Source organism: Fretibacter rubidus (assembly GCF_041429785.1).
Lineage (GTDB): Bacteria > Pseudomonadota > Alphaproteobacteria > Caulobacterales > Maricaulaceae > Fretibacter > Fretibacter rubidus.
This window is the reverse complement of sequence record NZ_CP163423.1, coordinates 2,782,407-2,809,311: the sequence shown is the minus strand read 5'-3', so window position 1 is coordinate 2,809,311 and position 26,905 is coordinate 2,782,407. Positions and strand designations below refer to the sequence as shown.

Sequence of the window (26,905 nt, the reverse complement as noted above, 5' to 3'; positions counted from 1 at the left end):
AGGGAGGGTGTCCGTGTCTTGGATTAAAGAATGTGAAGCAGCATGGAGCGCAAGCGATTTATCGCAATGCGAACCTATGGGTATGCCGCTGGAATTCTGGGTGTCTTTAGGCTTACCAATCTTGGGGGTCTTAGGGTGGATATTCCGACATTCTATAAGAGCGACGGTCAAAAAATTTCTGAGTGGTCGATCCAAACCTCCCACAGCTATACATAAAATTGATTCTGATCTTATCGGACGGGAAATAGCGCATGCGGCTTTGGACAATCATTTCACCATAAATAAGGCTCCCTACATTATTCACGGCGCGCCGGGCATTGGCAAAACCGTGTTGGCGCGTGATTACGGAAAGCGTCATAAGGGAGAGCGCTACGCTGACTGGATTATGCTGACGTTAAATTCTGCTTCTGGTATGAAGGTCGAATTGGAAATGCTTGCCGCGCAGCTAGGCGTTGATCCGAAATTAGGTGAAAAGGCCTATATCCAAACAGCGTTTCAAAAGATGCAAGAGAGCGGACACCGCTACCTTATCATTCTTGATAATGCTGATGCTGACGCACAATGTCGCCTCGCGCAGGATTTTGCCTGCGATATGGACAATGTGGATTTCATCATTACCTCCCAACAAAAAGACTGGCCTGATGGTTATGCGGTAAACACATTAGGCCCCCTTAAGCCCGAAGATGCGACAGAGCTCTTAAGCGAATTATCCGAGCGTGAAATCGATGAAGAGTTACAAAGCTTTTCCAAAACTTTGGATTATTTACCGCTTGCCCTAGATGTTGTGGGTCGCGACCTTAAACTTTATGCGGGGTCTTTAGGGGATTACATAACGGAGTATAAAAGCTTTAAAGTTCCCGATGTTTTTAATAAAGAAGGCGGGAATAAACGATACGAAAAGTCGGTCGTTAAGGCTGTCTTGATGGCCTTTGACCGACTTGATGATGAGGCGAAAGCCATCCTTAAAATCGCGGCCTTTATGGACCCGAACGATATTGACGCTGGATTTTTTATGCGGGGTGCGGCGGGCTTAAAGGCTAAAGGCTTGGATGCCTTGCCCGAGCCGCTAAATACGATCTGCAATAGTGAAATGAAACTTACCCGCGCTTTGGCGGCGTGTGAAAACCATTCCCTGCTTTACCCCGCAATATGGCGCGATAACGATACACGCCGTATTCACCGCACAACCCAAGCGGCCCTACGCCAAGCCATGGGTGCTGATGAAGCCGTCTACGCGGGGGTAACGGGACGCCTTGGGGCTGCGCAAGTTTCAGGCGATGCACAATTTGATAGTGACAATTGGCCCGCCTATCACCGACTCGCGCCGCATGCAGAGGCGCTCACATCTGCTGTCGATATAATGTCAGGTAAGACCGGAATTTTAGCGAGTTTCTGGTTAAATAAAATGGGTGTATTTTTGTCTAATGCGACTGGGGATCATAAGCGTACAATGACGCTGGGTCAGCATGAGGTAGAGTTATATGAGCGCCTGCACGGACCAAAATCATCAGAATATCTTACGGCGCTGCACAATATGACCGTGACGAAGGATAAACTCGCGCGCACTGAAACTGGCGCGGCAAGAGAAGCCTTGGATGCTGAAATTGAACAAGCATTTAATCACATTATTACATTAAAAACCGCACTTCCGAATGAAGAGCTTTCAATCGCAGATACACATATTGGATTAGCTGAATTTTATAGGGCGCGGCGGCGATTGAAAGAGGCGGAAACGCATTTTTTAAAGGCGTTAAAGTTACGTCAAGATAACGACGCCCCAATGCACGTAATCGCTAGCGCGCTTGGAAATATAGGCGTGCTGTATTCAGATTGGGCGCGTCATGAAGAAGACTCTGAGAGGCAACAAGACCTCCTCGGCAAGGCATCGAACTACAATGCTGATGCCCTACTAAAAACACGTCAGGCTTTAGGAGAGATACATTTATCAACAGCTGTACGTTTGAACAATTTAAGAGTTCAATTCAATGATAAGGGCGATTTTAAAGAAGGTATTTTCTATGCTGCTCGTGCCTGTGCGGTTCTGAAATTAATGGTTCAAACTAATCAAATTCCGAAAAACCATCCTTACGTCACTCAATTCTCTCAAGGCCTCGCTCTCACACTTACCCGCCTCAAACGTGACCCCGCCGAAGCCTCTGCCCTCATCGACGCTGCTATTCTGCAAATCCGTGCGAATCAGGAAATTTGGGAGGCGGCGAAAGAGGCGGGCACACTCGAAAGCTATGTCCCGCCACCAATTACCCCAATGGATGAAGACTAACCCGCATCAAACCGCAGCCTAGCAATAATCGCGCCAACTTTCGCTCTGACAACCATATTTTAAAGTTTTTCCCCTAAACCCATCCTTAATGAGGGCAAAGCCCCGTGAGTATCGTGAATGGATATTGGCCGTTATGGCCTTTTGAATATGGGTGAATGACATGGCTGTTGCGCCGCGCTTAGTACAAAAACAATCGCAATCTTTGGTGATGACACCGCAATTGCAGCAAGCGATTAAGCTGTTGCAACTCTCTAATATTGAACTGGCGGCTTTTGTCGAAGAACAGCTGGAAAGCAATCCATTGTTAGAGCGCGGGACGGGTGACGAAAACCGCCGCGGCGAGGACGTCAGCGCGGGCGAGAGCACGGAAAGCTACAGCGAAATATCGCTGGACGCCCCCGCCAAAGAAGCCTCTGACACGTTGGATGTGCCCGACCATACGATTAATTCAGAAGACGGCCCCGCCGATGTCGGCGGCACCGTTGATTGGTCAAAATCAAGCAGTAGCGGCGGCAGCTTTAACGGCAGCTCAGATTATGACCCCATGGATAATACAGCGGCAGAAATATCACTGTCGGATCATTTAAACGCGCAGTTGGCCATGGCTTTGCACGACCCCAAAGACCGCCTCATTGGGCAGTATCTTATCGACCAGGTTGATGAGAACGGATATTTGCGCGGAGATTTGTCTGATATATCAGAGCGTCTCGGCGTGAGTGTGACCCGGGTGCAATCGCTGCTTACCACGCTGCAAACCTTTGAGCCAACAGGCGTTTTTGCGCGGGACCTTCGTGAATGCCTGACCTTGCAATTAAAAGAATTAGGCGAGCTTGATGGCCCGATGCAGGCGATGATTGAAAACTTAGAGCTGCTGGCTAAACATGATTTAAACGCGCTGGCCAAACGCTGCGGTGTGTCCAAAGACGCGCTCATGTCGATGGTGTCAAAGCTACGGGCTTTGTCGCCCAAACCCGGTCTGGCTTATGGTTCTGATATGGCGGCGACCGTGGAACCTGATGTGTTTATCAAAGAGACATCACAAGGCGGATGGACGGTGGAATTAAACGCCGATACCTTACCGCGTGTTCTGGTCAATAACCGCTATTTTGCAAAATTGTCGGGCAAAAATAGTGACGAAGCCACGCAGACATTTATGAGTGAGTGCGAGCAAAATGCAAATTGGCTGGTGAAATCGCTCGACCAACGCGCGCGTACAATCCTGAAAGTTGCGAGCGAAATCGTCAAACAACAAGACGGTTTTTTCGCGTATGGTATTGATCATCTACGGCCGCTCAATTTGAAAACTGTGGCCGAAGCGATTGAGATGCACGAAAGCACGGTCAGCCGTGTCACCTCCAATAAATATATGGCCACACCGCGGGGCACATTCGAGCTGAAATATTTCTTTACCGCATCGATCCCTGCGCTTGGCGGCGGCGAAGCCCATAGTGCGGAAGCTGTGCGTCACAAGATTAAAATCCTGATTTCAGAGGAGACCCCCAAGACGGTTAAATCTGATGATAAAATCGTCGACCTTCTAAAAGCCCAAGGTATCGATATTGCGCGCCGCACGGTGGCCAAATACCGCGAGTCTATGGGCGTGCCCAGCAGTGTCGAGCGCCGCCGTATTTTGGCTCACCAAGCGGGCTAAAGTGCGGCTTTGGGCCTGATGACTGACGTCGTTATCAATACGGCAATCCCAATTGCGGCGGCGACTAAAACCATCATTTGCATCGGCTCGACTGTGGCGCGCTTTAACACAACGAATGCTAGTCCCCAGATGATGGGAAAGGCATAAACACGGTTCGCGCCGCTTTTGCGGATGATAAAGACCGCCCATAGAAGCGCGAGCGAGAGCATCACGATATTGGCGATTTGCATGCCCATGCCTGCGCCTGTCATCATCCCGACCATTTGTGGTGTCCAATTAAGGAATACGGCGATCGAGCACCACCCCGCAATCATCGATAATCCACCGTAAGCGGCGTAACGCTCTAACCCCAATAGTTTTTCTTTATGGTCCGTTACAAGCAGCATGGCTTTGACGAGGAGTAGCATCGTCGGCACAAAGATGATCGCTGTCCCCCATTGCGCCCAATCAAATGTAGGCGTGATGGGCGCAAAGGCATTGACGATGCCCCATAGGCAAACACCGAAAAATCCAGCTGCGCTCCACGGGCCAATGATACGGAAAATATCTCGCGTTTTATTTTTGGGTAGGGCCTGAATAACGCCGTAAGTGATACAAAGCGCAAAAATCGGAAGCCAAATAGAAAAGGCAATACCCGACGGGACCAGCAAACTTGTATTCGCATCTGACATATCGGCGGGACTGCGCGCGCTGGGAAATATAAAGCCGAGCGAGGAACAGACCCACATCATCGGCGCAAGTATCAGGTTGCTGATTTGGCGAAAGCTATCGTTCATGACCGGATGCCAACCGTGACGTAATTAATTGATAAATCATCCGAAAATTTCCAATGGCGGGTCACGGGATTCAGGCTCATGCCGACACTGGGTTCTGGCGTTAGGCCAGCATTGCTCAGCCAGCTTTGTATCTCGCTCGGGCGGACAAGCTTTTCATATTGATGTGTCCCGCGCGGCAACCAACGCAGGACATATTCCGCGCCGACAATGGCGAATAAAAACGCCTTCATCGTGCGATTAATGGTGGAACATATCATCACGCCACCGGGCCGCACCATCGCCCCGCAATCAGCCATAAACTCTGGCGGATTGGCGACATGTTCAATCACTTCCATGTTCAACACCGCGTCATAGGGGGTCTCGCCGCTTTCCACTAATTGCTCAATGGTGCCGTGGCGGTAATCAATATCAAGGCCCATTTGTTCGGCGTGGGTTTTGGCGGTTTTTAAATTCCGTTCCAGCGCGTCAACCCCTGTGACTTGCGCGCCCAGCCGTGTCATAGGCTCGCATAACAACCCACCGCCGCACCCAATATCTAAGACCCGTAGACCCTTTAAGGGCAGCTCTGCATCTGGGTCGCGGTGAAAATGCTCGCATAGTGTATCTTTGATAAAGCCCAGTCGCGCGCCGTTCATTTCGTGTAGCGGGCGGAACATACCGTCTAGGTTCCACCAATCTTCGGCCATGCGCGAAAAGCTCGCCATTTCCGCTGGGTCAACGGACACGCGGGAGATGGTTTCGGGGGCGGTTTCAGAATGGGCCATAATATAGTGCTCGGTTTATGTTTCGTCTCACTATAACGCTACGCATGAGGTGACAAGATGGGTTCAAAGCTTATGGTGATTTAATACTGTTTGGAGGGTGATATGAGCGGATCAGAAAAGTTTAGCTATGGCCGTTATTTACAGCTTGATAGCCTGCTGTCCGCGCAAAGGCCGCTGACTGATAAACATGACGAGATGTTATTTGTCGTGCAGCACCAAACATCAGAGCTTTGGATGAAGCTGATATTGCATGAGCTTCGCGCCTGTATAGAGGCGGTGAAAGCGGATGAGCTTAAGTCTGCGATGAAAATGCTGGCGCGGGTATCGCGAATTTTTGAGCAGCTAAACGCCTGCTGGGATGTGCTGCGAACGTTGACGCCTGATGAATATACTGCCTTTCGCGAAGCCTTTGGGGCGGCGTCAGGGTTTCAAAGCTGGCAATATAGAGAAATTGAATTTCTGCTCGGTAATAAGTCAACCGCCTCGCTATCGGCTCATGATGGTCATCCGGCGCGTGCGGTTTTAGAGGAGGCGCTTTTGCAGCCCAGCCTTTATGATGAAGCCATTCAGCTTTTGGCGCGCCGCGGCTTTGATATATCCGACGCGCAATTATCGCGCGATGTCAGTCAAAAATATGTAGTGGACGCTTCAACACAGGCAGCTTGGGTGCAGATTTACAAAGACCCGAAAGCCTATTGGGATGTGTTTGAACTGGCGGAAAAGCTGGTCGACTTAGAAGACTATTTTCGGCGCTGGCGCTTTAATCATGTCACCACAGTAGAGCGCGTTATTGGGTTTAAACGCGGTAGCGGCGGGACGTCAGGTGTGAATTATCTGCGGTCGATGTTGGACGTGGTTTTATTTCCAGAACTTTGGGCGTTAAGAACAGAGCTCTAAGTCTGTAGTAGATTTTACCGCAAAACCAGATGTTTCGGGTTGAATATTTCTAGCGTCGGCGTAAAAGCACGGCTGGAAAAAAATATAGGTCTAACATGCCCCGCATTGTTATGAAATTTGGCGGAACATCCGTCGCTGATTTGGAACGTATTCGCCACGTCGCAAGTCTTGTCGAGGCCGAAGCGAAAGCGGGCAATGAAGTGGCCGTGGTCGTGTCTGCTATGAGCGGGGAAACAAATCGCTTGGTCGGGTTGGTCGATGCGCTGGACGCGGATTTGGCTCCTGACGGAAAACGCCGCGACAGCGCCATTGAAGACGAATACGATTCGATTGTGGCTAGTGGTGAACAGGTGACATCAGGCTTGCTGGCTATTGCGCTACGCCGCCGGGGGCTTCGTGCGCGCAGCTGGCTTGGTTGGCAAATACCGCTGCGCACGGACATGGCCCATTCTAAAGCCCGCATTGCCGAGATCGAGTCCTCTGCCATTGGCCCGTCGTTAAAAGAGGGCAATGTCGCCGTTGTCGCTGGATTTCAAGGCGTGAATGAACGGGGCCGTATTTCGACATTGGGGCGCGGTGGATCTGATACATCCGCGGTGGCGATTGCAGTCGCGCTAAAGGCTGACCGCTGTGATATTTATACTGATGTTGACGGGATTTATACAACAGACCCGCGCATAGAAGAAGACGCGCGGCGGTTAAACCGCATTGCGTTTGAAGAAATGTTAGAGCTGGCCTCACTCGGGGCGAAAGTTTTGCAGACCCGCTCTGTAGAGCTTGCCATGAACAATAATTTGCCTATCCGCGTGCTCACCAGCATGCGTGAGGTAGGCGAAGATAACCCCGGCACATTAGTCTGCCACGAGGATGAAACTATGGAAGAACGTGTTGTATCCGGTGTCGCCTATAGCCGCGACGAAGCCCAAATCACCTTGCTGCGCTTGGCAGATAGACCAGGCATGGTCGCCAAAGTGTGTAAGGCGATGTCTGATGCCAATGTGATTGTTGATATGATTGTGCAGGGCATATCCCGCTCTGATAATGCGGCGAACTTGACCTTCACCGTGGGTAAGCGCGATTTGGACAAAGCCTTAGCGGCGCTTAACGCGTCTAAGGAAACAATTGGGTTTGAGAAAATTAAATCAGATTCTGATGTGACCAAAGTCTCGGTGGTCGGCATTGGTATGCGGTCCCATACGGGGGTTGCGCAAACGATGTTTGAGGCCTTGGCCGAGCGTAATATCAACGTCGAAGTGATTGCCACCTCAGAAATTAAAATCTCTGTTTTGATTGACGCAGAATATACAGAGCTTGCTGTGCGAGCTCTGCATAGCGCGTTTGGGCTTGAAAACGCGTAAATCCGCGCGATAGGACGTTGGTGGGACGGTAATCTATCCAAGGCACGCTTTAAAAACGGGACGAAACTCGTTTGAACGCTTTTGCATCTGAGCGGATATTAAGTTTTCAATTTTTGAAGATTTACTACCGACCCTGGCAGACGTTTGACGCGAGTTCATCCGCGCAACAATATCCCGGCTATTATATATTTTTTTCTCTGCTGCAATTTTCATGTTGCGCTTAAACGCTCTGAAATCCTGAGGCCCGCCTAAAGCGCAGTAATTAAGCAGAGCGAGGTCATAGGCTGCAAATCCAGAGGTGAGTTTTCCGCTGTTGAAACCCGTTCCGATATCCCGCCACCGTAGCCCGTCGCGCCGTATGACGAGGGGCTGTGTGTAAGCGCCATCCATTTTAATGGCCTGCTAGAGCCAATATCTAGACTGCTCGAAATTCGTTTGAAACCCATTAGCTCCCGTTAAGTAATTATATCCCAGCAGCTTTGCGGCCTGCCGTCTTGGAGATATGGGATTAGTTGCCGCTTTCTCTAGCCAAGCCTTCTGATCATCACCTTTGAAAAATATGGCAAGGTGATTCTGAGCGTGAGAGAGCCCCGATTGCGCCGCAATTTCAGCATATTTCTTGCCTTGCCTTTTATTCTTGCCGTAAATGATTGTTGAATATGTGAAGGCGGCATGCGTGTTACCCGCGTCGGCGGCCTTTCTAAGCAATACTTTGCGGTCGGGATCACCGGCAGGTTGCGTGTATGATAAGGTCAGCGCATGGGCGGCTTTTGCAAGTGGGTCGCCTTGCTTATCAGCTAATAAAAAGCGCTTTTTCGCCGTTTTATAGCACTCTTGCTTAACGGCACATCGGAATTCAAATAAGGCGCGATTATAGGTGCCAACGGCAAGGTCTTGGGCGCTAAGGTCATCGAAAATGACTCGGTATTGACTATTGACGGCATTGCGGTTGATCCGGCTATTTTTGGTTTTTTCTCTTGCAGCCCGGAAATCCAGAACGTGTAAATTATTGGCAGCTAGAAGGTCGCCGCCGCGCATCGCTCTTTTATATAGCCTCCGGGCTTTCGCGTCCTTGCCCTTCAAAAGCGCTTGATAGGCGCGTTCATTCCAATCCTCAGGAGCGGGATAATACTTGACAACTAAGGCGCATAAGACGGCAGCGATACCGCCTAGTAAAACAAGTTTCTGACTCATGCTGACCTCCCTTAGCCCGCTAAGCATTAGCAGAGTGCGTTGAAGAATTAATGAAGAGTGGCCGCTGTTTAGTTAATCTTTCACCTCTCTTAATTTTAACCTTTTTTACCTAGTCGCGACCCTACCACCTCCTGTATAGTCCGCGCGTGAGTGTGGAACCCAACATAACGAAAAAAGTCCCGCGTCTGATGCGGGCAATTCGCGCGGCGATGGCCGGCAGCGAGTCTGTTCAAGAGCGACTGGATCACTTTGTCGAGGCCATAACAGACTCGATGAATGTCAAAGTTTCGTCGATTTACCTCCTGCGGGACGGTGATGAATTAGAACTATCGGCGACCCAAGGCCTGAAACGCTCCGCTGTGCACAAAACGCGGATGAAAAAAGGCGAAGGCCTCGTTGGTCATGTGGCGCTTACTGCGCGGCCACTCAATTTGGATGATGCGCCGTCACATCCTTTGTTCTCTTATCGTCCAGAGACGGGCGAAGATCCGTTTAAATCTTTCTTGGGTGTGCCAATATTGCGCGGGGGGCGCACATTGGGTGTGTTGGTCGTCCAAAGCCGTGACGCGCGACGGTTTGATGAAGATGAAGTCGAGGATATGCTCACCGTGGCCATGGTGCTGGCCGAAATTATTGTTGATGATGAACGGCTCGGCGGGAAAAAGGCCAAACTCAAAGGTATTTCCTTAAAACCTACCAAGCCAGAGACTATAAAAGGCAAAGCCTTTGCAGATGGCTTGGTCCATGGGCATGCCTATTTGCATTTACCGCCCGTGCCGCCCGCCAATTTGCTATCTGATAATATCGCCGCCGAAGAAGCGCGGCTGGAAGTCGGCATTAGCGTGCTGCGCGCCTCTGTTGACGCCATGGTCAGCGGCGAGGCGGCGTCTATTTCACGCGCCTCTAAAGACATATATGAAAGCTACCGCATGTTTGCCTATGACCGTAAATGGGTCGGACGGCTACGCGAAGCGGTGCATTCGGGTCTAACGGCGGAAGCGGCCGTAGAGCGGGTACGCAATGAACATCGCGCACGCCTTATGAAGGCGCGCGACCCCTATTTGCGGGCGCGGCTCCATGATTTAGAAGATTTGGCCAACCGTCTTATTCGCGCCCTAATGGGTGAAAATATATCTATCGGGAATAAAAATATTTCAGATGACGCGATTATTTTTGCCCGCGATATCGGCCCGGCGGAACTGCTTGATTATGACCGGGACAAGCTTTTGGGATTGGTGCTGGAAGAAGGTGCGGCGTCTAGCCATACAGCGATTATTTGTCAGGCTATTGGCATCCCACTTATTGGGCGTGCGGACGGCGTGCTTGATCATATTGAAACGGGCGACGCGGTGCTGCTCGACGGTGAAACAGGTTTTGTCCATATTCGCCCGCTAGAAACACAAGTCTCGGCCTTTCAAATGCGGATGAATATTCGCGGGGAAATGACACGCGCCTATGACGCTATTCGCCTGCAGCGCGCGGTGACTAAAGACGGACGCAAGATAAGTTTGCAATTAAATGCAGGCCTTCTTGTCGACTTACCGCAAATTGAATTATCGGGGGCGGACGGTATCGGCCTGTTCCGGACAGAGTTCCAATTTATGGTGTCCGAATTTATGCCCAAACTAGCGGAACAAACAGAGCTTTACCGCCAAGCCTTAGAGGCAGCGGGGGACCGCCCCGTGACGTTTCGCACACTGGACTTGGGCGGTGATAAAATCCTGCCTTATATGGATCCTGTGCCCGAAGAAAATCCCGCTATTGGCTGGCGCGCCATTCGTATCGCGCTCGACCGTCCTGGGTTGATGCGCTATCAGCTTCGCGCCTTGATTGCGGCAGGGGCAAAACGGAATTTGCGCGTTATGTTCCCTATGGTCGCGACCGTGGATGAATTTGTAGAGGCCCGTGCACTCTTTGATATCGAGGTCAAGCGCGCCTCAAAACTTGGCCAAGATTTGCCGCATAAAATCGAAATTGGCGTGATGCTAGAGACGCCGTCACTGGCGTGGCAAATTAATGCCATATGTGATCACGCCGATTTTGTCTCTGTTGGTGCCAATGATTTGATGCAGTTCTTCTTTGCCGCAGACCGCGATAATGCGCGCGTGGCCGACCGTTATGACCCGCTGCATCCTGCGGCTTTATCGATTATGAAATTTATCTCTGATGGGTGTCGTAAAAACGGAAAATCAGCTGCTGTTTGTGGGGCCATGGCGTCCCGCCCGTTAGAAGCGATAACCCTCATTGCGCTTGGCTATGACAGCCTATCGATGCCCGTCACAGGGATTGGGCCCGTGAAATCTGCAGTTCTGGCGCTGGATGCAGAAAAACTCCGTGCCCGTATTGCACCGCTGATTACGCTGCAATCGCGCCTGTCAACTGTGCGCGATGAGGTTAAGGCGTTTTGTATGGAAGAAGGCGTGCCGATTTAGCAGCACGCCGCTTGAGCGTTACGCAGCCGTTCTAATTGACTGAACTCGGATAAATCGGCGTAATATCATAGGGGATATCTTCAAGCTTGCTCAGAACTGTCTCGGCTTCTGTGTCTAGCTTGCCGTAATGATCGAGGAAGATTTTCGCATTGTCATAATCGCCGTCGCCTTGGATGGTCACGACTTGTCCTGTGAGAGCACCAATGGCGTCGGCAAGTTTGTTGAAGTTCACGCGAAAGCGCTCTTGTTCGGGCAGCCACGTCACCGCGCCAACTTCGCGAAAATAGCTATATTGAAACGCGGCCCCTTTGCCGTGGGCGGCATCAATGCCAAACCGCATAGAGCGGAAAAGCCCCGTGAAATAAGTCGCTAAAAAGGCTTCACGCTCATGGGGCGGTAGTTCACCGCGCGACATCATATAAAGGATATTATAGGCGCCCATAACGTCGGCCTTGCCTTCCTCCAGTCCAGAGGACAATTCTTGCAGTTCCGCATTCACCGTCGTCTTGCGGCCATCTTTGATAATAGAGCCAGGGCCGAGGCTATGTGATAGCTCGTGAAACAGCGTATTATTCGCCATGTATTTTTTGACCGTCAGCGCGGCTTGCTCAGCCTCTAAAACGCGCTCGCCAATTGGGGCCAGAATACGGTCATATTTCGCGCCTAGGACATTGGTAAGAATAACTTTCTTCGCGCCTTTTGCTTCACGCACACGTTCGTCATTGGGCAGGTTAAAGGCAATGGTCTGCACGCCTGGCACGTTATCGCCGCCCCCTTGGATTTGATCGGCCACAACAATCGGGCTTTCAAATCCGCGTTGAAAGTTCTTATAGCTATCTGGCACGGGTAGATTTTTTTCCATATCTTTCAGATAGTTTTTATACTTCGCCAAAGCCTTAGAGGCTTCTGGGTCTTTGATGGTGACGAAACTTTCAAAGGCAGTTTTATAGCCAAATAATTTGTCGTCATAAACTTCATAAGGGCCAATGGCGATTTCAATCGCGCCGTCCAAATCCATCCATGCCATTTCAGAATCGAAATAATCATCCGATAAAAAGCTATCAGCACGTATGTCTAAAAACCTTTTTAGTGACGCATTTTCTGACAGGGCAGCTGCCTCTTTTAAGAGCGCGCTGGCGCGCGTTAATGGCTCTTTATATTCCACGGAATAGGGCACAGCGACCAAGCGATCGCCGTCGCGGCGTATAACGCTATAGCCTGATTTAAACGCGGCTTCGTCGTCGGGATTGGCTGCAATCCAAGCGTTGAACTCGTCCTTAGTCATGTCCGCCGGATAAAATCCAGCGCCGTCAGGACAGGGCATATCGCCGTAAAACACATGCCCTTCGGCCAGCGTATCGCAGACACCAAAATGCTCGTCAAACATGGCGAGCAAAAGGTCTTTATTGGGTGCGTCTGAGTTGGCAATCTCCGCGCGGATGGCTGGATTGTTTGGGTTAAGTTGCAGAAGGTAAATCTCTGACATAACTTTGGACGCCTCAATCAGTTTATTCAGCACAGCTTTCTCAGACGCGCTTAAAAAAGATGTATCCGGATTGAGCGGAATTTTCGCAAACTTCGCATATTGCGCAGCCAAGTCATAAAACGGCGTCGTCGCTGTTGTGTCCGGGGACATGGTTGTGTCTAAGGCGGACTTTGTCGGTGAGGTCGCGTCACTATCAGCAGGGGTCTGTGCCCCGCACGCGCCCAACAGTGCGGCGGCAGCAATCGTGGTCATTAAGTTGCGCATAATCAGTCCTGTAGTTTTTGTTTTATCTGCTCTGCGATCGCAAGCAGGTCATCCATATTGGCCATAGCGCCGCTGGCATGCGGTTTTTGCTTATCCCCATCATAACGCGGAATGATATGAAAATGAAGGTGAAAGACCGTCTGTCCTGCCGGCGCGCCGTTAAATTGCGTTACCACAATGCCGTCTGGCGATAGTGTCGCCTCGACGCCTTTGGCAATCTTTTGCACCTTAGTTATGACCCTTGCCAAGACATCCGGGTCAGTATCCAATATATTGCGAGACGCGGCTTTGGGAATAACAAGGCAATGACCCCGTGTTTGCGGGAAGGCATCCATAAAAGACAGCACATCATCATCTTCATAAATTTTCGCGCATGGAACGTCGCCAGCCATGATTTTGGCGAAGATGTTGCTGGCGTCATATGGGGCGTGAAGGGTCATGGTTTACTCTCCTGTTTTATCGGATGTCTTTTTGAAAGGTGTGTGTTTGGATAATATATTCACTTCATGGTCGACGGCGCGGCGTTCCCGGATGAGGTAATCATCCACCGCACCGCGTAGGCCGGGGTGGGTAATGAAATGGGCGGAATGGGTTGTGACGGGTTCATAACCGCGCGCGAGTTTATGCTCGCCTTGTGCGCCCGCCTCGACACGCGACAGGCCACGCGCAATGCCCTCTTCTATGGCTTGGTAATAGCATAGCTCGAAATGCAAAAACGGCTTGTCGATGAGCGTGCCCCAATTCCGCCCGTATAGGGCCTCGCCGCCGATATAATTCAGCGCGGCAGCCACGGGGCTATCGTCCATTTCTGCGATCACGAGGCAGATATCGTCGCGCATTGTCTCTTGCATCCTATCAAAAAAGTCTCGCGTTAAATAAGGCCGCCCCCATTTGCGCATGCCCGTATCAATATAACATTGGTAGAAAATATCCCAGTGATGGGGTTTTAGATTATCCTCTGACAGGCGTTTTATCGTGACCCCATCTTGGGCTGCTTTGCGTTCTTTGCGAATATTTTTCCGTTTGCGAGAGGTCAGCGTCGTGAGGAAATCATCAAAGCTGCTATAGTCTCTATTGATAAAATGAAACTGCCGGTCTTGCCGCGCGAGCCAGCCTGCGGCTGCCGCGACGTCTTTATCTGCATCTTCTAAAAATGTCATATGCCCACTGCTGAACCCTTCACGCTCGGTTAGGCTCATGATAGCGGATAAGACTGCGGCTTTGCCCTCGGCCGTATGCGATAAAAGACGCGGGCCAGTTGCAGGGGTGAACGGGACCGAGCATTGCAGCTTGGGATAATATTCTATCCCTGCACGGTGCAGTGCATCAGCCCAGCCATGATCAAAAACATATTCGCCTTGACTGTGCGTTTTGGCATAGAGCGGGGCTGCGCCAACAGCTGTGTCATCCCCGTCTGTCACCCAAATATGGCAGGGCGTCCAACCTGTGTCTGCTGCGGCGCTACCGCTTTCCTCCAGCGCGTTTAAAAATCGCCAGCTTAAAAATGGATGCGACACAGCAGGAAGCTGCGCGTCCCATGCGCTCTCGCTCACCGCGCTGATGGACGGAAGGATTGTGGCGCTAAAGACGGGGTTTGAACTCATAGCTTTCTATAGAGGCTGCGCGCGGCTAAGTCAGGGAAATTTCGACAACTGCGTCAATTTCAACAGCAACATCAAGCGGCAAGCTTGGTGCAGAGACGGCAAAGCGTGCGTGACGCCCCGCATCGCCAAAGACCGCGACCATAACATCAGAACAGCCATTAATGACTTTGGGAATATCGGCTTGTGTCGCACTGGGCAGGGCTTGCACAAATCCGCCCAATTTCACAATGCGTTTTACCCGGGTCAAATCCCCGCCGCAGGCGGCTTTCATTTGCGCTATCAAGTTCAGCGCTGATAGCTTTGCTGCCTCTTGCCCGCGTTCCACTGATAGGTCTTCGCCCAGCCGTCCGCCGATAAAATTATCGCCAATTTTAGATATCTGCCCTGATACGAACACCATATTGCCCGATATGACATAAGGCACATAATTAGCCACAGGGGCGGCGGCTTCGGGCAGAGTGAAGCCAAGCTCGGTGAGTTTCTGATCCGGTGTGCTCATAACGTTTATCCTTTATCCAAATGGTAGGTGAAAGTCCTACCGATACATATCGCCAAAATATCACGCGGCAAGGGCTGATCCGTATTCAGCCATATTGCGCGGTTCCCCTCAAAGGTAAGCACGTCAGAAAATAAGTCGCGAAAGCTTGGGATGAGTGTTGTCTGGCAGCTTACAAATAATCCAATTGCGTCGGGGCGTTTGTCTTTCCAGTCATACCGTAATGTCGTGCCGCTGCCGCTATGCTCTGTCAGATAAGACGGCTCACGCCATTTTAGGGTCTCGGTCAATGGCCCAACACGCGGGTCGTTTTGCGCCGCATTGAAAATGAGTGCGCGCAAGGCTAGGGCATATTGGCGCGCCTTTTCAGGATAGCGATTAATGACAGCGGCGACGGGCGCTGCTATGGGAGGAGCCGTGAATGACATAATCAGCAGCTTAGATTAAGGACCGACAGCATGCCAGCGCTTGATGACATTATGCCCTTGCCCAATGACCAGCCAGAGGTCACGCAGTTTTTAAAAACGCGGCGGTCAAATATGGCCAAAATGATGGAGGGGCCAGGGCCGAGCGCGACGCAGCTATCAGAAATCTTGGACATTGCAGCCCGTGTACCAGACCACCGAAAATTAGCGCCTTGGCGCTTCATTGTCTTTGAGGGCAAAGCGCGGTCTGATTTTGGACAAGTGATTGCCAGCGAGTTTGCGGCGCAAAATCCTGACTTGCCGCTTGATAAAACACTGTTTGAGAGTGCCCGCCTTATGCGCGCCCCAACTGTTGTCGCGGTCATCAGCAGCCCCAAAGACTGCATCCGCGGCACGCCTGAATGGGAGCAAGTGCTGTCATCCGGTGCGGTGTGTTTTAATATGCTACTAGCCGCGCAATCTATGGGCTTTGCCGCGCAGTGGCTGACGGAGTGGTTTTCTTATAATGCAGCGGTTTTGAAAAAACTTGGACTGGCCGAGGGCGAAAAAGTGGCAGGCTTCATTTATCTGGGCCAAACAACGGCTCCTTCGCGGGAACGCGCGCGGCCCAATGTCGCAGATATTACCCAGCACTGGGTTTAAATGCGGGTTTAGCGTGTAAACGGAGTAAAACGACCTAGAGTGTTCAACGCAATTGTGGATAAGCGCTGTAGATTCACTGTGAAATATCATATTGGGGGGATGACAAATAGAGTAAGAGCCCCTACATGCTGCCCACGGTACTAAGTCGTAAGGCTTAACACCGCAGTCTTTGACTGGACCCCATGGCTTCCACCGCGCCCCGTGAAGCCATGGGGTTACTTTATTTACCCAACATTTATTATCGCGTCAAAGATTTACGACGTCTCGGAAAATAGCTCTCGCCCAATAAGCCAGCGTCTAATCTCACTTGTCCCTGCGCCAATCTCCATTAGCTTGGCATCGCGGAGCAACCGCCCTGTGGGATAGTCATTGATATATCCATTACCGCCCAGCATTTGAATGGCGTCTAGTGCCATCTGCGTGGCTTTCTCTGCGGCGTATAAAATACAGCCCGCCGCGTCTTTGCGGGTTGTTTCCCCGCGGTCACACGCCGCCGCCACGGCGTAGCTATAGGCGCGCGCGGTTGACAGGCTGACATACATATCCGCCAACTTGCCTTGCATAAGTTGGAACTCGCCAATCGGTTTACCAAATTGCTTGCGCTCATGGATATAGGGCAGCACCACATCAAGGCAGGCTTGCATAATCCCAATCGACACGGCCGACAGAACCACCCGTTCATAATCCAAACCCGACATCAAGATTTGCACACCGCGCCCAATCGGGCCCATAATATTTTCGTCTGGCACAAAGCAGTCTTCAAAGACAAGTTCGCATGTATCAGAGCCGCGCATACCCAGTTTGTCGAGTTTTTGGGCTGTTGAGAACCCTTTCATGTCAGGCGTAATCAGAAAGGCCGTAATGCCTTTGCTGCCTGCGCTCATATCGGTTTTGGCATAGACAATTAGGAGATCAGCCGTCGGCGCATTTGTGATCCACATTTTATTGCCCGTTAAGCGGTAACCGCCGTCCACTTTATCGGCCCGCAGTCGCATAGAGACAACGTCTGACCCTGCGCCAGGTTCACTCATGGCGAGGCTGCCTAAATGCTCGCCCGATATCAAACCGGGAAGGTATTTTGCTTTTTGCTCAGCATTACCCCAACGGCGCAGCTGGTTAATACACAGATTAGAATGCGCGCCATATGACAACCCCACGGAGGCTGACGCGCGGCTCACTTCTTCAATCGCAATGGTATGTTCAAGGTAGCCCAGCCCTAAGCCTCCGTCTTCTTCGTCAACCGTAATGCCGTGCATCCCCAACTCGCCCATGGCAGGCCATAAATGGCGAGGAAATTCATTGGTCGCGTCAATATCAGCGGCAATCGGGGCCAGATTGTCTTGGCAAAAGCCTCTAACGGTTTCACGGATCATATCCGTTTCTTCCGAATGACCAAATTGTAAAGTCGGGTAGCTGGGTAACATAATCTGTCCTTTAAGCTCTCTTGCGCTCTGCTGTTCTATCATGACCCATGCGGGGATTACAGCCGCTTTTGGTAAACACATTCACGGGTCTTACGACGGCTTTATGCTGCGCATATGAATGATAACGAAACAATCTTCCAAAAATACGACACCATAGCGACGACTGGCCTACGGGCTATATTGTCTGATTTTATGGTCAATACTCAACGGGACTCACAAAATGGCGATATGGACCCCTGTCACAAATCCGTAGCGACCATGACGTCCCTGTTTAAACTCATCAAAGACATAGAGACCTATAACGAAACGCTATTGCCTAAGGATAAAAAAATCGCAGATAATATCCGCCCCGCTGATGAGCTTGACCCTGAAGAGCTACGCGCGCGACTGACGCGCTACCTTGCCCGTCTTGACGCGTCAGCTATGCCGACAATTGTAATCCATCCCGATGAATAGTCGCGACATACCCCAAGTCTATGAATGGCAGGCTTTGGCGCGAAATGACCAATGGCCCCCAGCTGGTGATTGGCTTATCTGGCTCCTACTGGGTGGGCGCGGTTGCGGGAAAACACGGGCTGGTGCAGAATGGGTGCGCGCGCAAATTAAGCAAGGCGCAAAACGCGTCGCCCTTGTCGCGCCGACCTATAATGATGCGCGCGAAGTGATGCTATTTGGTGAAAGTGGCTTGATGAATTTAGGGCCCGTTGATGCGCGCCCACGCTACCAATCATCGCGGCGTCGTTTGGAATGGCCCAACGGTGCGGTTGGCTTTGTTTATTCTTCGGAAGACCCAGATGGCTTGCGCGGGCCGCAATTTGATTGCGCTTGGGGCGATGAATTTTGTGCTTGGGCCTATCCAGATGACACGCTGTCTAATTTGCGCCTGGCCTTGCGATTAGGGGATAAACCGCGTCTTGTGATGACAACAACCCCGCGCCCGATTGCGGCGCTTACCGCCTTGATGGCCCAAGACGGGCTTGTGGTCAGCACAGCAAAGACATCGGATAATGCCGCCAATCTTTCGCCTGTTTTTATCAAAGCGGTAGAGGATGCCTACGGCGGAACCCGCTTGGGGCGTCAAGAACTCGGCGGCGAGATTATCACAGATCACGCAGGCGCACTCTGGACGCGGGCCATGATAGAAGCCTGCCATATGGAGCAATCAGACGCGCGTGAGTTTATCTATGATAAAATCATTATTGCCCTTGATCCGCCTGTCACCTCTGGCGTTCGCTCTGATGCCTGTGGTTTGGTTGTGGCGGGATTGCTACGCGGGCAGGCGGGCGAGTTTGATACGGTCCACATATTGCAAGACGCAACCGTGCAGGGCCTCTCACCCGAGGCATGGGCGCGGCGGGCAATCGGATTATGGGAGAGCTACGGCGCAGATTATATTCTCGCCGAAGTCAATCAAGGCGGAGAGATGGTTGCGCTCACGCTTAAGACCATTGACCCAGAGGCCATCGTGAAAACCGTTCATGCGTCCCGGGGTAAAGCCGTGCGTGCAGAACCCGTTGCCGCGCTTTATGAACAGGGTCGCGTGAAACATGTCCGTACATACTCCGAATTGGAGGACGAGCTTTGCACCTTGGGCACAGAGAGTTTGAAACACAGTCCTGACCGCGCCGACGCTTTGGTTTGGGCGGTAACTGATTTGCTGTTGTCCCGTCGGGGCAGGCCGCGCGTGCGCCGTGTTTAACCCCCGTCAGGCTTTTGAGCTGGCGTATGTGTCCTTGACAAACCCATGCCCTTTGACTTTTGCACGAGGCGCTATACACATGCGCCATGCAACAGATTCTCGAATACATACAAAAGGAATGGGCTGTAATTAGCGGCGCGCCCATCACGTTTCTTGTGCTTGCGGTTATGATGTTTGGTGTAGCCTTTTGGTTTTTCAGGGAGCGATTGAGCAGCGCCAAAGACCTTATTAAATTGAGAGACCAAAAAATAAGCGACTATGAAAAGAAAACGGGAGCGTCTTCACCAGACGAAGCGAAGGCGAGAATGGATGCTTTAGAGGCAAGGATCGATGATCTAAGCCCGAGGACAATAAGCGCCGCACAGCGTCAAACCATGATGCCCTATTTAGGTGCCTACTCTGGCTCAAAAATTGAGATTGCTGCTGAGGGGGGCGTTAATGAGGCTACTTTACTTTCCCATTCGCTTTTATCTGTGTTTAGCAATGCGGGATGGCAAGTAATCAATTCTATGGTCATGGGTGTTGGTAATCGGCCTATTAGCGGGGTTGGATTGTTAGTATTGGATGCGGCGAATTTGTCTGACGAGGAGCAATCGGTTGTAAGTGCTTTAGGGGAGGCTGCAATAGAGTTCGATTTACAATCGGGAAGCCGCCTAAGAGAAGGCGTAGACGTTAGTTTGCTTCTAACTCATCGGCTTCCGCTTTGACCTAGTAACCTTTGAGCTTTACGCGCTCTGTAACGCGATGCAAAAGACCATATGGTTGAATTTATTATTATCGCGGTTCTTATTGGCGTGATTGCTGTGGCGGTTTTGCGTAAACCGTTTACCCCGCCGCCGTCGACCCATGCCGACCCTAAGCTGTTCAAATTTTACGAGGCCGCCCCCAGTGTGTTCGTGAATGCGCCAGAGCGGATATTTTTCCAAATGTGCTCAAAGGCACTACCCAAGGGCTATGTGCTTTTGGCCAAGCCCCGGCTGGAAGATATTATTCGGGTCAAGCGCGATTTGCCCAACCCTAAACTCCGCTGGCAACTGCGTGCTCGCGTTAAATCGCGTCATATTGATTTTGCGATTATGCGCTGGGACGGCACGCCTGTTATGGGCATCGAACTTGACGGCCCCTCACATGACAATAGCGCCGCCAACGCAGGCGACGCCCTGAAGGACGGTATTTTTCGTGCGGCGGGTTTACCTTTGCGCCGAATCCAAACGGGTGAGGATTTTGCAAACCATATCGCGGAAATCACGCATTTTTTAAAGTCTCCTTAACCATAATCAGCCACCTTAGCCCCAATGTCATAACGGTAAAACTGTGATGGGGGCAAATGTGGCCAATCGTAAAAAACTCGACCTTAAACGGGATTTGAAATCTGTCACGCAAGAGCTTGCGGGTTTACATAGAGAACTGGCTAGTCAAACGATTTTGCTTGCGTCTCAAACCGGTCAAACCGCACCCCTTATTGAGGCCGTCTCCGCCCTTCGCAACGCGCGTGAGCTTTACTCACTCGACGCGGCCCCGCGCGCCAATGCCGAAGTGCAACAAGCGCTGGCCGACACGCTTTTGACCTTAGGTCGCACCAATGATGACGTGCAGGCCCTAGAGGCGGCTGTTGATGCTTACCGCGGCGCAATCACATTGGCGTCTATGCTGGGTGATGAGCCTATGCGCCGTGCGTTGAAGAAAAATTATGCCCGTGCACGTGATTTGCTCGGGTCCCGCTCTACCCGGCGCGGCGCAGCCTAGGCTTAATCGGGCAGCGCTTGATTAACGGCTCCCGTCTGGCCGCATGTGAAAATTCAATCAAAATAAGCAACTAGGACTAAATTGGCTATTATATACTTAACAAACCCATAGCCTCTATGGCATATAATGCCCATGAGCATTTTATCTAAGACATATTTCCACAACGAAGCTGACGCTTTCGCACATCTTGAAGCCATTATTTGGGGCGGCAAACCTGTTTGCCCTAAGTGCGGCCACGATGAGCGCATCTATGAGCTTAAGGGTGTGCGGTCTAAGCCTTCTAAAAAGAATCCCGAAGGCGTCGAGCGGCATGGTCTAAAGAAGTGTGGCGCATGTCGCAAGCAGTTTACTGTCCGTGTGGGCACTGTTTTTGAAAGCTCTCACGTTCCTTTGACTAAGTGGTTACAAGCCGCATATTTGATGATGTCCTCTAAGAAGGGTATCAGCAGCAAGCAGCTAGAGCGCACACTGGAAGTCACTTACAAAACCGCATGGTTTATGGCTCACCGCTTGCGCGAAGCTATGGCGTCTGGCGATATGCCCCCGATGGGCGGCGAAGGCGCGATTGTCGAAGCTGACGAAACTTATTTTGGTAACAAAGTTAGCCTTAAGAAGAAACGCGCCATGCAGCGCCGTGGCATCAAGGGCTTTGGCGGCGTTGCCAATAAGCACGTTGTTGTCTCTCTCGTGGAACGTGGCGGCTCTATTCGCTCTTTTAATGTTGACCGCGCGACCATCACAAGTGTTGGCAAAATCGTTCGTGAAAATGTTGACCGTAAGTCTCGCTTAATCACTGACGAAAGCCGCTTATATCCGCGTGTTGGCAAAGAGTTTAAAAGCCATGAGACAGTCATTCACTCTCGCGGTGAGTATGTGCGGGGCGATGTCTACACAAACACTCTTGAGGGCTATTACAGCGTCTTTAAACGCGGCATGAAGGGTGTCTATCAACACTGCAACGAAAAGCACCTTCACCGCTATCTTGCGGAATTTGATTTCCGCTACAACAACCGCGCCAAGCTAGGCGTAACAGATATGGAACGGACGGAAGCCGCCCTACAAGGTATCGTAGGCAAGCGGTTGACTTACCGATGGTCTAACGGAAAATCCGCCTGATTACAGTGACTTACCGCTTTTTCATGGTATTAAGTGACTGATTCTATTGACTCTTTTTGTGATTCGTGTATATAGGGCATTAAATGGATTAGGGGTAGCCTGGTCGGCGAAGCGTCTCGTAAGGGGCGCTTTCTGCTTTTTAAGGGAATGTTTTTAACCCATAACCCGCCATAGCCCCGTGACGATTTGTGCGTATAGCTGTTTTGACCGCCAACCAATCGGGGCGGTCAGTGTCTGGCTTTTTTACATAGTGAATAATTGGTTGGCAGGCTAAATCGGCCATTTGCAGACCTTCGACATTCCCGCTTTTCTTGGCAAAATGTATGTCGAAATCACATCTCCTTCGAGCTATCGTTTTATTGCTCCACTCTCGCACTAGATTGTCTTCGCTTTTCCCGCGCGATTCAAATACTATGCAAGTGCCACGTCCCGTCATCATGTGGATGCGCTCCAAAACAAACTGAACGCAAAGCTCGTAAGGATTCATAGGGTCGCGGTATTGCCTGCTGTGAGCATCCTTGTTTATAACGGCAGAAATTATCGTTGCGGGTGTGACTCTAAATTGTTCACTTAAGGCATCAAAAAACCTCTGCCTTTCATCGTTATCAATAAGAATACTAAATGGGCCTACTTTCTTTTTTATATCGTAATCATGGAAAATTATGCCGTCATGCGACCAGAAGTCTAATTTAATCCTAGACATTGCAGGTATCTCTTGGCTGAGGTAATCTTCACGAAGATAAACGGCTGCAGTAAGCGCAAACCAAGGCGAAGCTGGGTCAATGTTGTTCATTCCGTGGTCGCCAGACTCGTCAATAAATGCTATGTAGGTCACTATGAAAAATAAATCCCAATTAGATAAATTCAAAGCCGCAGCTAAAGATCTAGAGTGCAACGAATCCGAACGAGACTTTGACGAAAAGTTGAAACGAATCGCAAAACCACAAGATACCCCTATTAAGGGTAAACCGCGCTCATGAGTCCATGCGAAAGCGCCCCTTGTCCACAACCCTGTAGCTAGTCGAAACTTGACGCACTTGCGCATGCGGTATTATGATACCGCATGACATATAAAGTAGAACTTAATCCTTATTTTGACGAAGTTGTGAGGCAAGAGCGAGAAGTAAAGTCGGGTCTTTCCCTATCTGCTCGTCTACTGCGGCGAATTGCTCGTAAGTTGATGCAAGCGAGTTTCTATCTACAACGCCAGAGGTAATAAGCTCCGCTAACAGGGGTGAGAGCGCGTCGAATATGTCTTGATGTGTGGCCATCCATATCAGTCGCTCGATTCTATGGGTTTGTCAAAGACACATACGCCACTAAATTCCTATACTGTCCTCCCACCCCAAAGATTTGGGGTAACTTTCAGATATTGTCAGAGATGACCCCATGATGATGCCCGCGCAGCTCTAACAGCTAATGCGCGGCTCTCTTTAATATCTGGAACCTTTATGAAACATTGGCTTGCCAAGGCGTTGTCGCCTGCGTCTTCTGCGTTAGAAACCAAAGAAACTCCGTCGGCGGGACAGCCTTTAATTGCTTTGCAACTTGGCGGTCACGCCGCCTGGAGCGGTCGCAATTATGCGTCTTTGTCTCGCCAAGGCTACCATAAAAACGCAATTGTTTTTCGCTGTGTGCGCTTGATTGCAGAGGCGGCAGCCTCAGTGCCGCTTTGTGAGCGGCGTGGTGATACATGCGTAGTTGGTGACCCGGCCGCGGCGCTATTGTCGCGCGGTCACAACGGGGCGAGCCATAGCGATATCATGGAACGCTTTTACGGCTATCTCCAAATGAGCGGGAATGCCTATCTGGAAGCTGCGTTAATCGACGGCGTTCCGACCGCGCTATATGCCCTGCGTCCTGATAAAATGCGGGTTCTGACCGACCGCAAAGGGTGGCCAAGTGGATGGGATTATGACGCTGGCGGTATGAAACGCCAATTTCATTACGACCCTGCGACAGGCCGCAGCGCGGTGTATCACCTGAAATTATTTGACCCGCTGGATACACAATATGGATATGCGCCATTGGCCGCGGCAGCGGATGCGGTGGATATCCACAATGCGGGAGGGCGCTGGACGAAGGCACTTCTTGATAATGCTGCCCGTCCTAGCGGCGCGCTGATTTATAAAGGCGCGTCTGGGGCAGAGCGTCTATCTGATGACCAGTTTGATCGTTTAAAGGCCGAGCTTGAAGGCGCGCATGCTGGGGCGAGTAATGCTGGGCGCCCAATGGTGCTTGAAGGCGGGCTGGACTGGAAAGCCATGAGCTTTTCCCCTGCTGACATGGATTTTATTGAGGCCCGCCGCGAAGCTGCACGTGAAATCGCGCAGGCCTTTGGTGTGCCGCCGATGCTGCTGGGTATTCCCGGTGACAATACTTATGCCAATTACAAAGAAGCAAATTTGGCCTTTCGGCGACAGACCATCATCCCACTGGTGAGCAAAACTGCAGGCGGTATAGAGCAATGGCTCCGTCCGTTTTACGGCGATGACCTGTCGCTTGTGCCAGAACTGGATAAGGTGTCTGCCCTATCCGAAGAACGCGCGGCCCTGTGGGCGCGGCTTGGCGCGGCTGAGTTTATTTCTCCGGATGAACGCCGCTCTATGGCGGGCCTCAGTGCCAATATAGGGGAGGGTGCCGATGCCGGATAAAGCCGTCTCTGTTGACCGTACCGTGACCTTAAGTCTGGTTTTTGCGGTTATCATACAAACCACAGGCGCGCTTCTTTGGGCGGGGTCCGCAGAAGCCCGTATCGAAGCCTTAGAGGCCCAACATAATTTTCATCCGCCTGTCTCTGAACGCCTTGCACGCATCGAAGAGCAAATGATTATGACGCGGCAATCGCTTGTTCGCATCGAGACCCGGATCGAGACGCGCAGCAAAGATTCTGAGCCTTAAGGACCACCATGTTAGATTTAAAATTACCCGCATCCGTTAGGATTAGCGGCTATGCCAGCGTGTTTTCAAAACCGGATTTATCAGGTGACCGCGTCATGCGCGGGGCTTTTGCCGCCAGTCTTTTGACCCATGCTGGCCGGCCTTTGCCTATGCTTTTTGGTCACGAAACTGTGGAGCCTATCGGTATTTGGGACCGCGTGATTGAAGATGGTCGCGGGCTATTTGTGCAAGGCCGTATCATGACGGGCAATGCGCGTGCTGACCGTATCGCCAGTCTGGTGACCGAAGGGGCTCTGACGGGGCTATCTATTGGTTACCGTGTGCGGCGTAGCCAACCCCGCCCCAACGGTGGTCGTGACTTAACAGAACTTGATTTGTGGGAGGTGTCGATTGTGGCCTTCCCCATGCTGCGCGATGCGCGGCTATCGCTGACACAATCCCACTCCCGCTCTTAACCCTAAAGGATTTTATATGAGTGATACAATTGAAACCAAAATGCAGACAAAGACGGCTTTTTCTGATTTCAGCCAAACCTTTGAAGCGTTCAAAGACGCCAATGATGAACGGCTGGCACAGATTGAGGCCAAATCATCTGCTGATAGTCTGACGACTGCCAAGGTCGAACGCATTAATGCCGCCCTTGATGACCAAGCCAAACGTATTGAGCGCCTGTCGATTGTCGCTAGCCAGCCTGCTATGGGCCAAGCGAGCGCTGTGAACCTTGAGGCTAAATCGGCTTGGGCAGATTATATTCGCTCGGGTGATGTGACCACGCTAAAATCCCTTGAAGGCAAATCGGTCGGTACAGTCGATAGCGAAGGCGGATATGTGGCCCCCATTGAAGCCGAGTCGATGATTGACCGCGCGTTAGAGCAAAGCTCGCCTTTTCGCTCTATTGCGGCGGTGCGCCGTGTTGGGGCGGGTCAGTTCAAAAAACCCGTTAGCCCCGGCGGTGCGTCCGCAGGTTGGGCGGGCGAGACTGACGCGCGGCTAGAGACAACGGCCCCGCAGCTTGACCTTTTGGAATTTCCAGCAGGTGAGCTTTACGCCATGCCCGCTGCAACCCAGATGTTGCTGGATGACGGCGTCGCGGATGTCGACCAATGGCTTGCCGATGAAGTGCGTGATGTGTTCTCTAATCAAGAAACAGCCGCCTTTATTAATGGTGACGGCGTGAATAAACCGCGCGGTCTTCTGGACTATGCACAAGCGGCTAATGCCAGCCAAAGCTGGGGCAGCATCGGGACTGTTAACACAGGTATAGACGGTGATTTTGATACAGATGCACCGGTCGACGGCTTGCTGGATTTGGTTTATGCACCCGCCACGCGTTACCGTTCGGACGCCAGCTTTGTGATGAACCGCCGCACGGTCAGCGCCATTCGCAAGTTTAAAGACGCAGACGGAAACTATATTTGGCAACCCGCAACAGAGGCTGGCGCGCCGTCCACATTGTTGGGCTATAAACTGGTCGAAGTTGAAGACATGCCAGATATTGCATCGGGCACAACGCCGATTGCTTTTGGTGATTTCCGCCGGGGTTACCTTATTGTTGACCGCCAAGGCGTGCGGGTGTTGCGCGACCCTTATTCCGCCAAACCCTATGTGTTGTTTTACACAACCAAACGCGTGGGCGGCGGTGTGCAGGATTTCAATGCGATTAAGCTCTTGAAATTCGCGGCCTAATTAAGTCCGCGGTTATTTAAATTTCAGCCTCGCGGTCACGCGGGGCTTTTTCTTTGGAAGGTC

General features: G+C 51.4%; 27 protein-coding genes. 16 read left to right on the top strand and 11 right to left on the bottom strand.

Annotated elements, in window-relative coordinates:
* Nucleotides 1-13 precede the first annotated feature (13 nt).
* Nucleotides 14-2,281 (top strand): AAA family ATPase, encoded by a 2,268-nt coding sequence (locus AB6B37_RS12985; RefSeq protein ID WP_371396238.1) that lies wholly within the window; start codon nt 14-16, stop codon nt 2,279-2,281.
* A gap of 160 nt (nt 2,282-2,441) precedes the next feature.
* Nucleotides 2,442-3,932, top strand: coding sequence for an RNA polymerase factor sigma-54 (gene rpoN, locus AB6B37_RS12980; protein WP_371396236.1), 1,491 nt, complete (start codon nt 2,442-2,444; stop codon nt 3,930-3,932).
* Here rpoN and AB6B37_RS12975 read toward each other — a convergent pair.
* Together AB6B37_RS12975 and ubiG are read right to left on the bottom strand one after the other, a co-directional pair.
* The gene (locus AB6B37_RS12975; RefSeq protein ID WP_371396235.1) at nt 3,929-4,708 is read right to left on the bottom strand and encodes a hypothetical protein; all 780 of its coding nucleotides are present in this window, start codon (nt 4,706-4,708) and stop codon (nt 3,929-3,931) included. The genes rpoN and AB6B37_RS12975 overlap by 4 nt on opposite strands.
* Complete coding sequence (gene ubiG / locus AB6B37_RS12970; protein ID WP_371396234.1) at nt 4,705-5,472, bottom strand: bifunctional 2-polyprenyl-6-hydroxyphenol methylase/3-demethylubiquinol 3-O-methyltransferase UbiG; 768 nt, start codon at nt 5,470-5,472, stop codon at nt 4,705-4,707. Before ubiG ends, AB6B37_RS12975 begins: the two co-directional genes overlap by 4 nt.
* A gap of 102 nt (nt 5,473-5,574) precedes the next feature.
* Between ubiG and kynA the strand changes: the two genes are divergently transcribed.
* A complete protein-coding gene (gene kynA / locus AB6B37_RS12965; RefSeq protein ID WP_371396233.1) occupies nt 5,575-6,369 on the top strand; it encodes a tryptophan 2,3-dioxygenase in 795 nt (264 codons plus the stop codon).
* Between the two features lie 95 nt (nt 6,370-6,464).
* Nucleotides 6,465-7,727, top strand: coding sequence for an aspartate kinase (locus tag AB6B37_RS12960; protein WP_371396232.1), 1,263 nt, complete (start codon nt 6,465-6,467; stop codon nt 7,725-7,727).
* Nucleotides 7,728-7,760: 33 nt separating this feature from the next.
* Here the strand turns inward: AB6B37_RS12960 and AB6B37_RS12955 are convergent, their stop codons facing one another.
* Together AB6B37_RS12955 and AB6B37_RS12950 are read right to left on the bottom strand one after the other, a co-directional pair.
* Nucleotides 7,761-8,117 (bottom strand): hypothetical protein, encoded by a 357-nt coding sequence (locus AB6B37_RS12955; protein ID WP_371396231.1) that lies wholly within the window; start codon nt 8,115-8,117, stop codon nt 7,761-7,763.
* A 12-nt stretch (nt 8,118-8,129) separates the two neighbouring features.
* Nucleotides 8,130-8,921 (bottom strand): hypothetical protein, encoded by a 792-nt coding sequence (locus AB6B37_RS12950; RefSeq protein WP_371396230.1) that lies wholly within the window; start codon nt 8,919-8,921, stop codon nt 8,130-8,132.
* Between the two features lie 209 nt (nt 8,922-9,130).
* Between AB6B37_RS12950 and ptsP the strand changes: the two genes are divergently transcribed.
* Nucleotides 9,131-11,353 carry a phosphoenolpyruvate--protein phosphotransferase gene (ptsP, locus tag AB6B37_RS12945; RefSeq protein WP_371398459.1) on the top strand — a complete coding sequence of 741 codons (2,223 nt, stop codon included), beginning with the start codon at nt 9,131-9,133 and terminating at the stop codon, nt 11,351-11,353.
* A gap of 31 nt (nt 11,354-11,384) precedes the next feature.
* Here ptsP and AB6B37_RS12940 read toward each other — a convergent pair whose 3' ends face one another.
* From AB6B37_RS12940 to AB6B37_RS12920, 5 genes are read right to left on the bottom strand one after another with little or no spacing between them, the layout of a single operon-like run.
* On the bottom strand, nt 11,385-13,103 hold the full coding sequence (locus AB6B37_RS12940; protein ID WP_371396229.1) for a hypothetical protein: 1,719 nt from the start codon (nt 13,101-13,103) through the stop codon (nt 11,385-11,387).
* A 2-nt stretch (nt 13,104-13,105) separates the two neighbouring features.
* Nucleotides 13,106-13,543 (bottom strand): HIT family protein, encoded by a 438-nt coding sequence (locus AB6B37_RS12935; RefSeq protein ID WP_371396228.1) that lies wholly within the window; start codon nt 13,541-13,543, stop codon nt 13,106-13,108.
* Nucleotides 13,544-13,546: 3 nt separating this feature from the next.
* The gene (locus tag AB6B37_RS12930) at nt 13,547-14,707 is read right to left on the bottom strand and encodes a GNAT family N-acetyltransferase (protein WP_371396227.1); all 1,161 of its coding nucleotides are present in this window, start codon (nt 14,705-14,707) and stop codon (nt 13,547-13,549) included.
* Between the two features lie 25 nt (nt 14,708-14,732).
* Nucleotides 14,733-15,206: a RidA family protein gene (locus AB6B37_RS12925; protein ID WP_371396226.1), complete on the bottom strand. Its 474-nt coding sequence runs from the start codon at nt 15,204-15,206 to the stop codon at nt 14,733-14,735.
* Between the two features lie 5 nt (nt 15,207-15,211).
* Entirely contained in the window at nt 15,212-15,631 is a 420-nt protein-coding gene (locus AB6B37_RS12920; protein WP_371396225.1) for a DUF1801 domain-containing protein, read from the bottom strand.
* Nucleotides 15,632-15,661: 30 nt separating this feature from the next.
* Here AB6B37_RS12920 and AB6B37_RS12915 point away from each other — a divergent pair, with 30 nt between their 5' ends.
* Complete coding sequence (locus AB6B37_RS12915) at nt 15,662-16,270, top strand: nitroreductase (RefSeq protein ID WP_371396224.1); 609 nt, start codon at nt 15,662-15,664, stop codon at nt 16,268-16,270.
* A 254-nt stretch (nt 16,271-16,524) separates the two neighbouring features.
* Here the strand turns inward: AB6B37_RS12915 and AB6B37_RS12910 are convergent, their stop codons facing one another.
* Nucleotides 16,525-17,694: an isovaleryl-CoA dehydrogenase gene (locus AB6B37_RS12910; RefSeq protein WP_371398458.1), complete on the bottom strand. Its 1,170-nt coding sequence runs from the start codon at nt 17,692-17,694 to the stop codon at nt 16,525-16,527.
* Nucleotides 17,695-17,808: 114 nt separating this feature from the next.
* Between AB6B37_RS12910 and AB6B37_RS12905 the strand changes: the two genes are divergently transcribed.
* From AB6B37_RS12905 to AB6B37_RS12880, 6 genes are all read left to right on the top strand, one after another.
* Nucleotides 17,809-18,150 carry a hypothetical protein gene (locus AB6B37_RS12905; RefSeq protein ID WP_371396223.1) on the top strand — a complete coding sequence of 114 codons (342 nt, stop codon included), beginning with the start codon at nt 17,809-17,811 and terminating at the stop codon, nt 18,148-18,150.
* Nucleotides 18,143-19,393, top strand: coding sequence for a DNA-packaging protein (locus tag AB6B37_RS12900; RefSeq protein ID WP_371396222.1), 1,251 nt, complete (start codon nt 18,143-18,145; stop codon nt 19,391-19,393). Before AB6B37_RS12905 ends, AB6B37_RS12900 begins: the two co-directional genes overlap by 8 nt.
* An 86-nt stretch (nt 19,394-19,479) precedes the next feature.
* The gene (locus AB6B37_RS12895; protein WP_371396221.1) at nt 19,480-20,100 is read left to right on the top strand and encodes a hypothetical protein; all 621 of its coding nucleotides are present in this window, start codon (nt 19,480-19,482) and stop codon (nt 20,098-20,100) included.
* Between the two features lie 51 nt (nt 20,101-20,151).
* Entirely contained in the window at nt 20,152-20,664 is a 513-nt protein-coding gene (locus AB6B37_RS12890) for a DUF2726 domain-containing protein (protein WP_371396220.1), read from the top strand.
* Between the two features lie 58 nt (nt 20,665-20,722).
* Nucleotides 20,723-21,139 (top strand): hypothetical protein, encoded by a 417-nt coding sequence (locus AB6B37_RS12885; RefSeq protein WP_371396219.1) that lies wholly within the window; start codon nt 20,723-20,725, stop codon nt 21,137-21,139.
* 132 nt (nt 21,140-21,271) lie between these two features.
* Nucleotides 21,272-22,255, top strand: a complete 984-nt coding sequence (locus AB6B37_RS12880) for an IS1595 family transposase (RefSeq protein ID WP_371396218.1) — start codon at nt 21,272-21,274, stop codon at nt 22,253-22,255.
* 139 nt (nt 22,256-22,394) lie between these two features.
* Here the strand turns inward: AB6B37_RS12880 and AB6B37_RS12875 are convergent, their stop codons facing one another.
* Nucleotides 22,395-23,300, bottom strand: a complete 906-nt coding sequence (locus AB6B37_RS12875; RefSeq protein WP_371396217.1) for a DUF3800 domain-containing protein — start codon at nt 23,298-23,300, stop codon at nt 22,395-22,397.
* 406 nt (nt 23,301-23,706) lie between these two features.
* On the opposite strand from AB6B37_RS12875, the gene AB6B37_RS12870 reads away from it, so the two are divergent.
* The 4 genes from AB6B37_RS12870 to AB6B37_RS12855 are packed head-to-tail and all read left to right on the top strand — an operon-like array spanning nt 23,707 to nt 26,842.
* Nucleotides 23,707-24,909, top strand: coding sequence for a phage portal protein (locus AB6B37_RS12870; RefSeq protein WP_371396216.1), 1,203 nt, complete (start codon nt 23,707-23,709; stop codon nt 24,907-24,909).
* Nucleotides 24,899-25,156 carry a hypothetical protein gene (locus AB6B37_RS12865; RefSeq protein ID WP_371396215.1) on the top strand — a complete coding sequence of 86 codons (258 nt, stop codon included), beginning with the start codon at nt 24,899-24,901 and terminating at the stop codon, nt 25,154-25,156. Before AB6B37_RS12870 ends, AB6B37_RS12865 begins: the two co-directional genes overlap by 11 nt.
* An 8-nt stretch (nt 25,157-25,164) precedes the next feature.
* The gene (locus AB6B37_RS12860; protein WP_371396213.1) at nt 25,165-25,611 is read left to right on the top strand and encodes an HK97 family phage prohead protease; all 447 of its coding nucleotides are present in this window, start codon (nt 25,165-25,167) and stop codon (nt 25,609-25,611) included.
* A 16-nt stretch (nt 25,612-25,627) separates the two neighbouring features.
* On the top strand, nt 25,628-26,842 hold the full coding sequence (locus tag AB6B37_RS12855; protein ID WP_371396212.1) for a phage major capsid protein: 1,215 nt from the start codon (nt 25,628-25,630) through the stop codon (nt 26,840-26,842).
* Nucleotides 26,843-26,905: the final 63 nt, after the last annotated feature.

Coding starts and splice junctions, on each gene's coding strand:
- rpoN (WP_371396236.1), top strand. CDS start 2,442: ATGGCTGTTGCGCCGCGCTTAGTACAAAAACAATCGCAATCTTTGGTG.
- AB6B37_RS12975 (WP_371396235.1), bottom strand. CDS start 4,708: ATGAACGATAGCTTTCGCCAAATCAGCAACCTGATACTTGCGCCGATG.
- ubiG (WP_371396234.1), bottom strand. CDS start 5,472: ATGGCCCATTCTGAAACCGCCCCCGAAACCATCTCCCGCGTGTCCGTT.
- kynA (WP_371396233.1), top strand. CDS start 5,575: ATGAGCGGATCAGAAAAGTTTAGCTATGGCCGTTATTTACAGCTTGAT.
- AB6B37_RS12960 (WP_371396232.1), top strand. CDS start 6,465: ATGCCCCGCATTGTTATGAAATTTGGCGGAACATCCGTCGCTGATTTG.
- AB6B37_RS12955 (WP_371396231.1), bottom strand. CDS start 8,117: ATGGATGGCGCTTACACACAGCCCCTCGTCATACGGCGCGACGGGCTA.
- AB6B37_RS12950 (WP_371396230.1), bottom strand. CDS start 8,921: ATGAGTCAGAAACTTGTTTTACTAGGCGGTATCGCTGCCGTCTTATGC.
- ptsP (WP_371398459.1), top strand. CDS start 9,131: ATGGCCGGCAGCGAGTCTGTTCAAGAGCGACTGGATCACTTTGTCGAG.
- AB6B37_RS12940 (WP_371396229.1), bottom strand. CDS start 13,103: ATGCGCAACTTAATGACCACGATTGCTGCCGCCGCACTGTTGGGCGCG.
- AB6B37_RS12935 (WP_371396228.1), bottom strand. CDS start 13,543: ATGACCCTTCACGCCCCATATGACGCCAGCAACATCTTCGCCAAAATC.
- AB6B37_RS12930 (WP_371396227.1), bottom strand. CDS start 14,707: ATGAGTTCAAACCCCGTCTTTAGCGCCACAATCCTTCCGTCCATCAGC.
- AB6B37_RS12925 (WP_371396226.1), bottom strand. CDS start 15,206: ATGAGCACACCGGATCAGAAACTCACCGAGCTTGGCTTCACTCTGCCC.
- AB6B37_RS12920 (WP_371396225.1), bottom strand. CDS start 15,631: ATGTCATTCACGGCTCCTCCCATAGCAGCGCCCGTCGCCGCTGTCATT.
- AB6B37_RS12915 (WP_371396224.1), top strand. CDS start 15,662: ATGCCAGCGCTTGATGACATTATGCCCTTGCCCAATGACCAGCCAGAG.
- AB6B37_RS12910 (WP_371398458.1), bottom strand. CDS start 17,694: ATGTTACCCAGCTACCCGACTTTACAATTTGGTCATTCGGAAGAAACG.
- AB6B37_RS12905 (WP_371396223.1), top strand. CDS start 17,809: ATGAATGATAACGAAACAATCTTCCAAAAATACGACACCATAGCGACG.
- AB6B37_RS12900 (WP_371396222.1), top strand. CDS start 18,143: ATGAATAGTCGCGACATACCCCAAGTCTATGAATGGCAGGCTTTGGCG.
- AB6B37_RS12895 (WP_371396221.1), top strand. CDS start 19,480: ATGCAACAGATTCTCGAATACATACAAAAGGAATGGGCTGTAATTAGC.
- AB6B37_RS12890 (WP_371396220.1), top strand. CDS start 20,152: ATGGTTGAATTTATTATTATCGCGGTTCTTATTGGCGTGATTGCTGTG.
- AB6B37_RS12880 (WP_371396218.1), top strand. CDS start 21,272: ATGAGCATTTTATCTAAGACATATTTCCACAACGAAGCTGACGCTTTC.
- AB6B37_RS12875 (WP_371396217.1), bottom strand. CDS start 23,300: ATGCGCAAGTGCGTCAAGTTTCGACTAGCTACAGGGTTGTGGACAAGG.
- AB6B37_RS12870 (WP_371396216.1), top strand. CDS start 23,707: ATGAAACATTGGCTTGCCAAGGCGTTGTCGCCTGCGTCTTCTGCGTTA.
- AB6B37_RS12865 (WP_371396215.1), top strand. CDS start 24,899: ATGCCGGATAAAGCCGTCTCTGTTGACCGTACCGTGACCTTAAGTCTG.
- AB6B37_RS12860 (WP_371396213.1), top strand. CDS start 25,165: ATGTTAGATTTAAAATTACCCGCATCCGTTAGGATTAGCGGCTATGCC.
- AB6B37_RS12855 (WP_371396212.1), top strand. CDS start 25,628: ATGAGTGATACAATTGAAACCAAAATGCAGACAAAGACGGCTTTTTCT.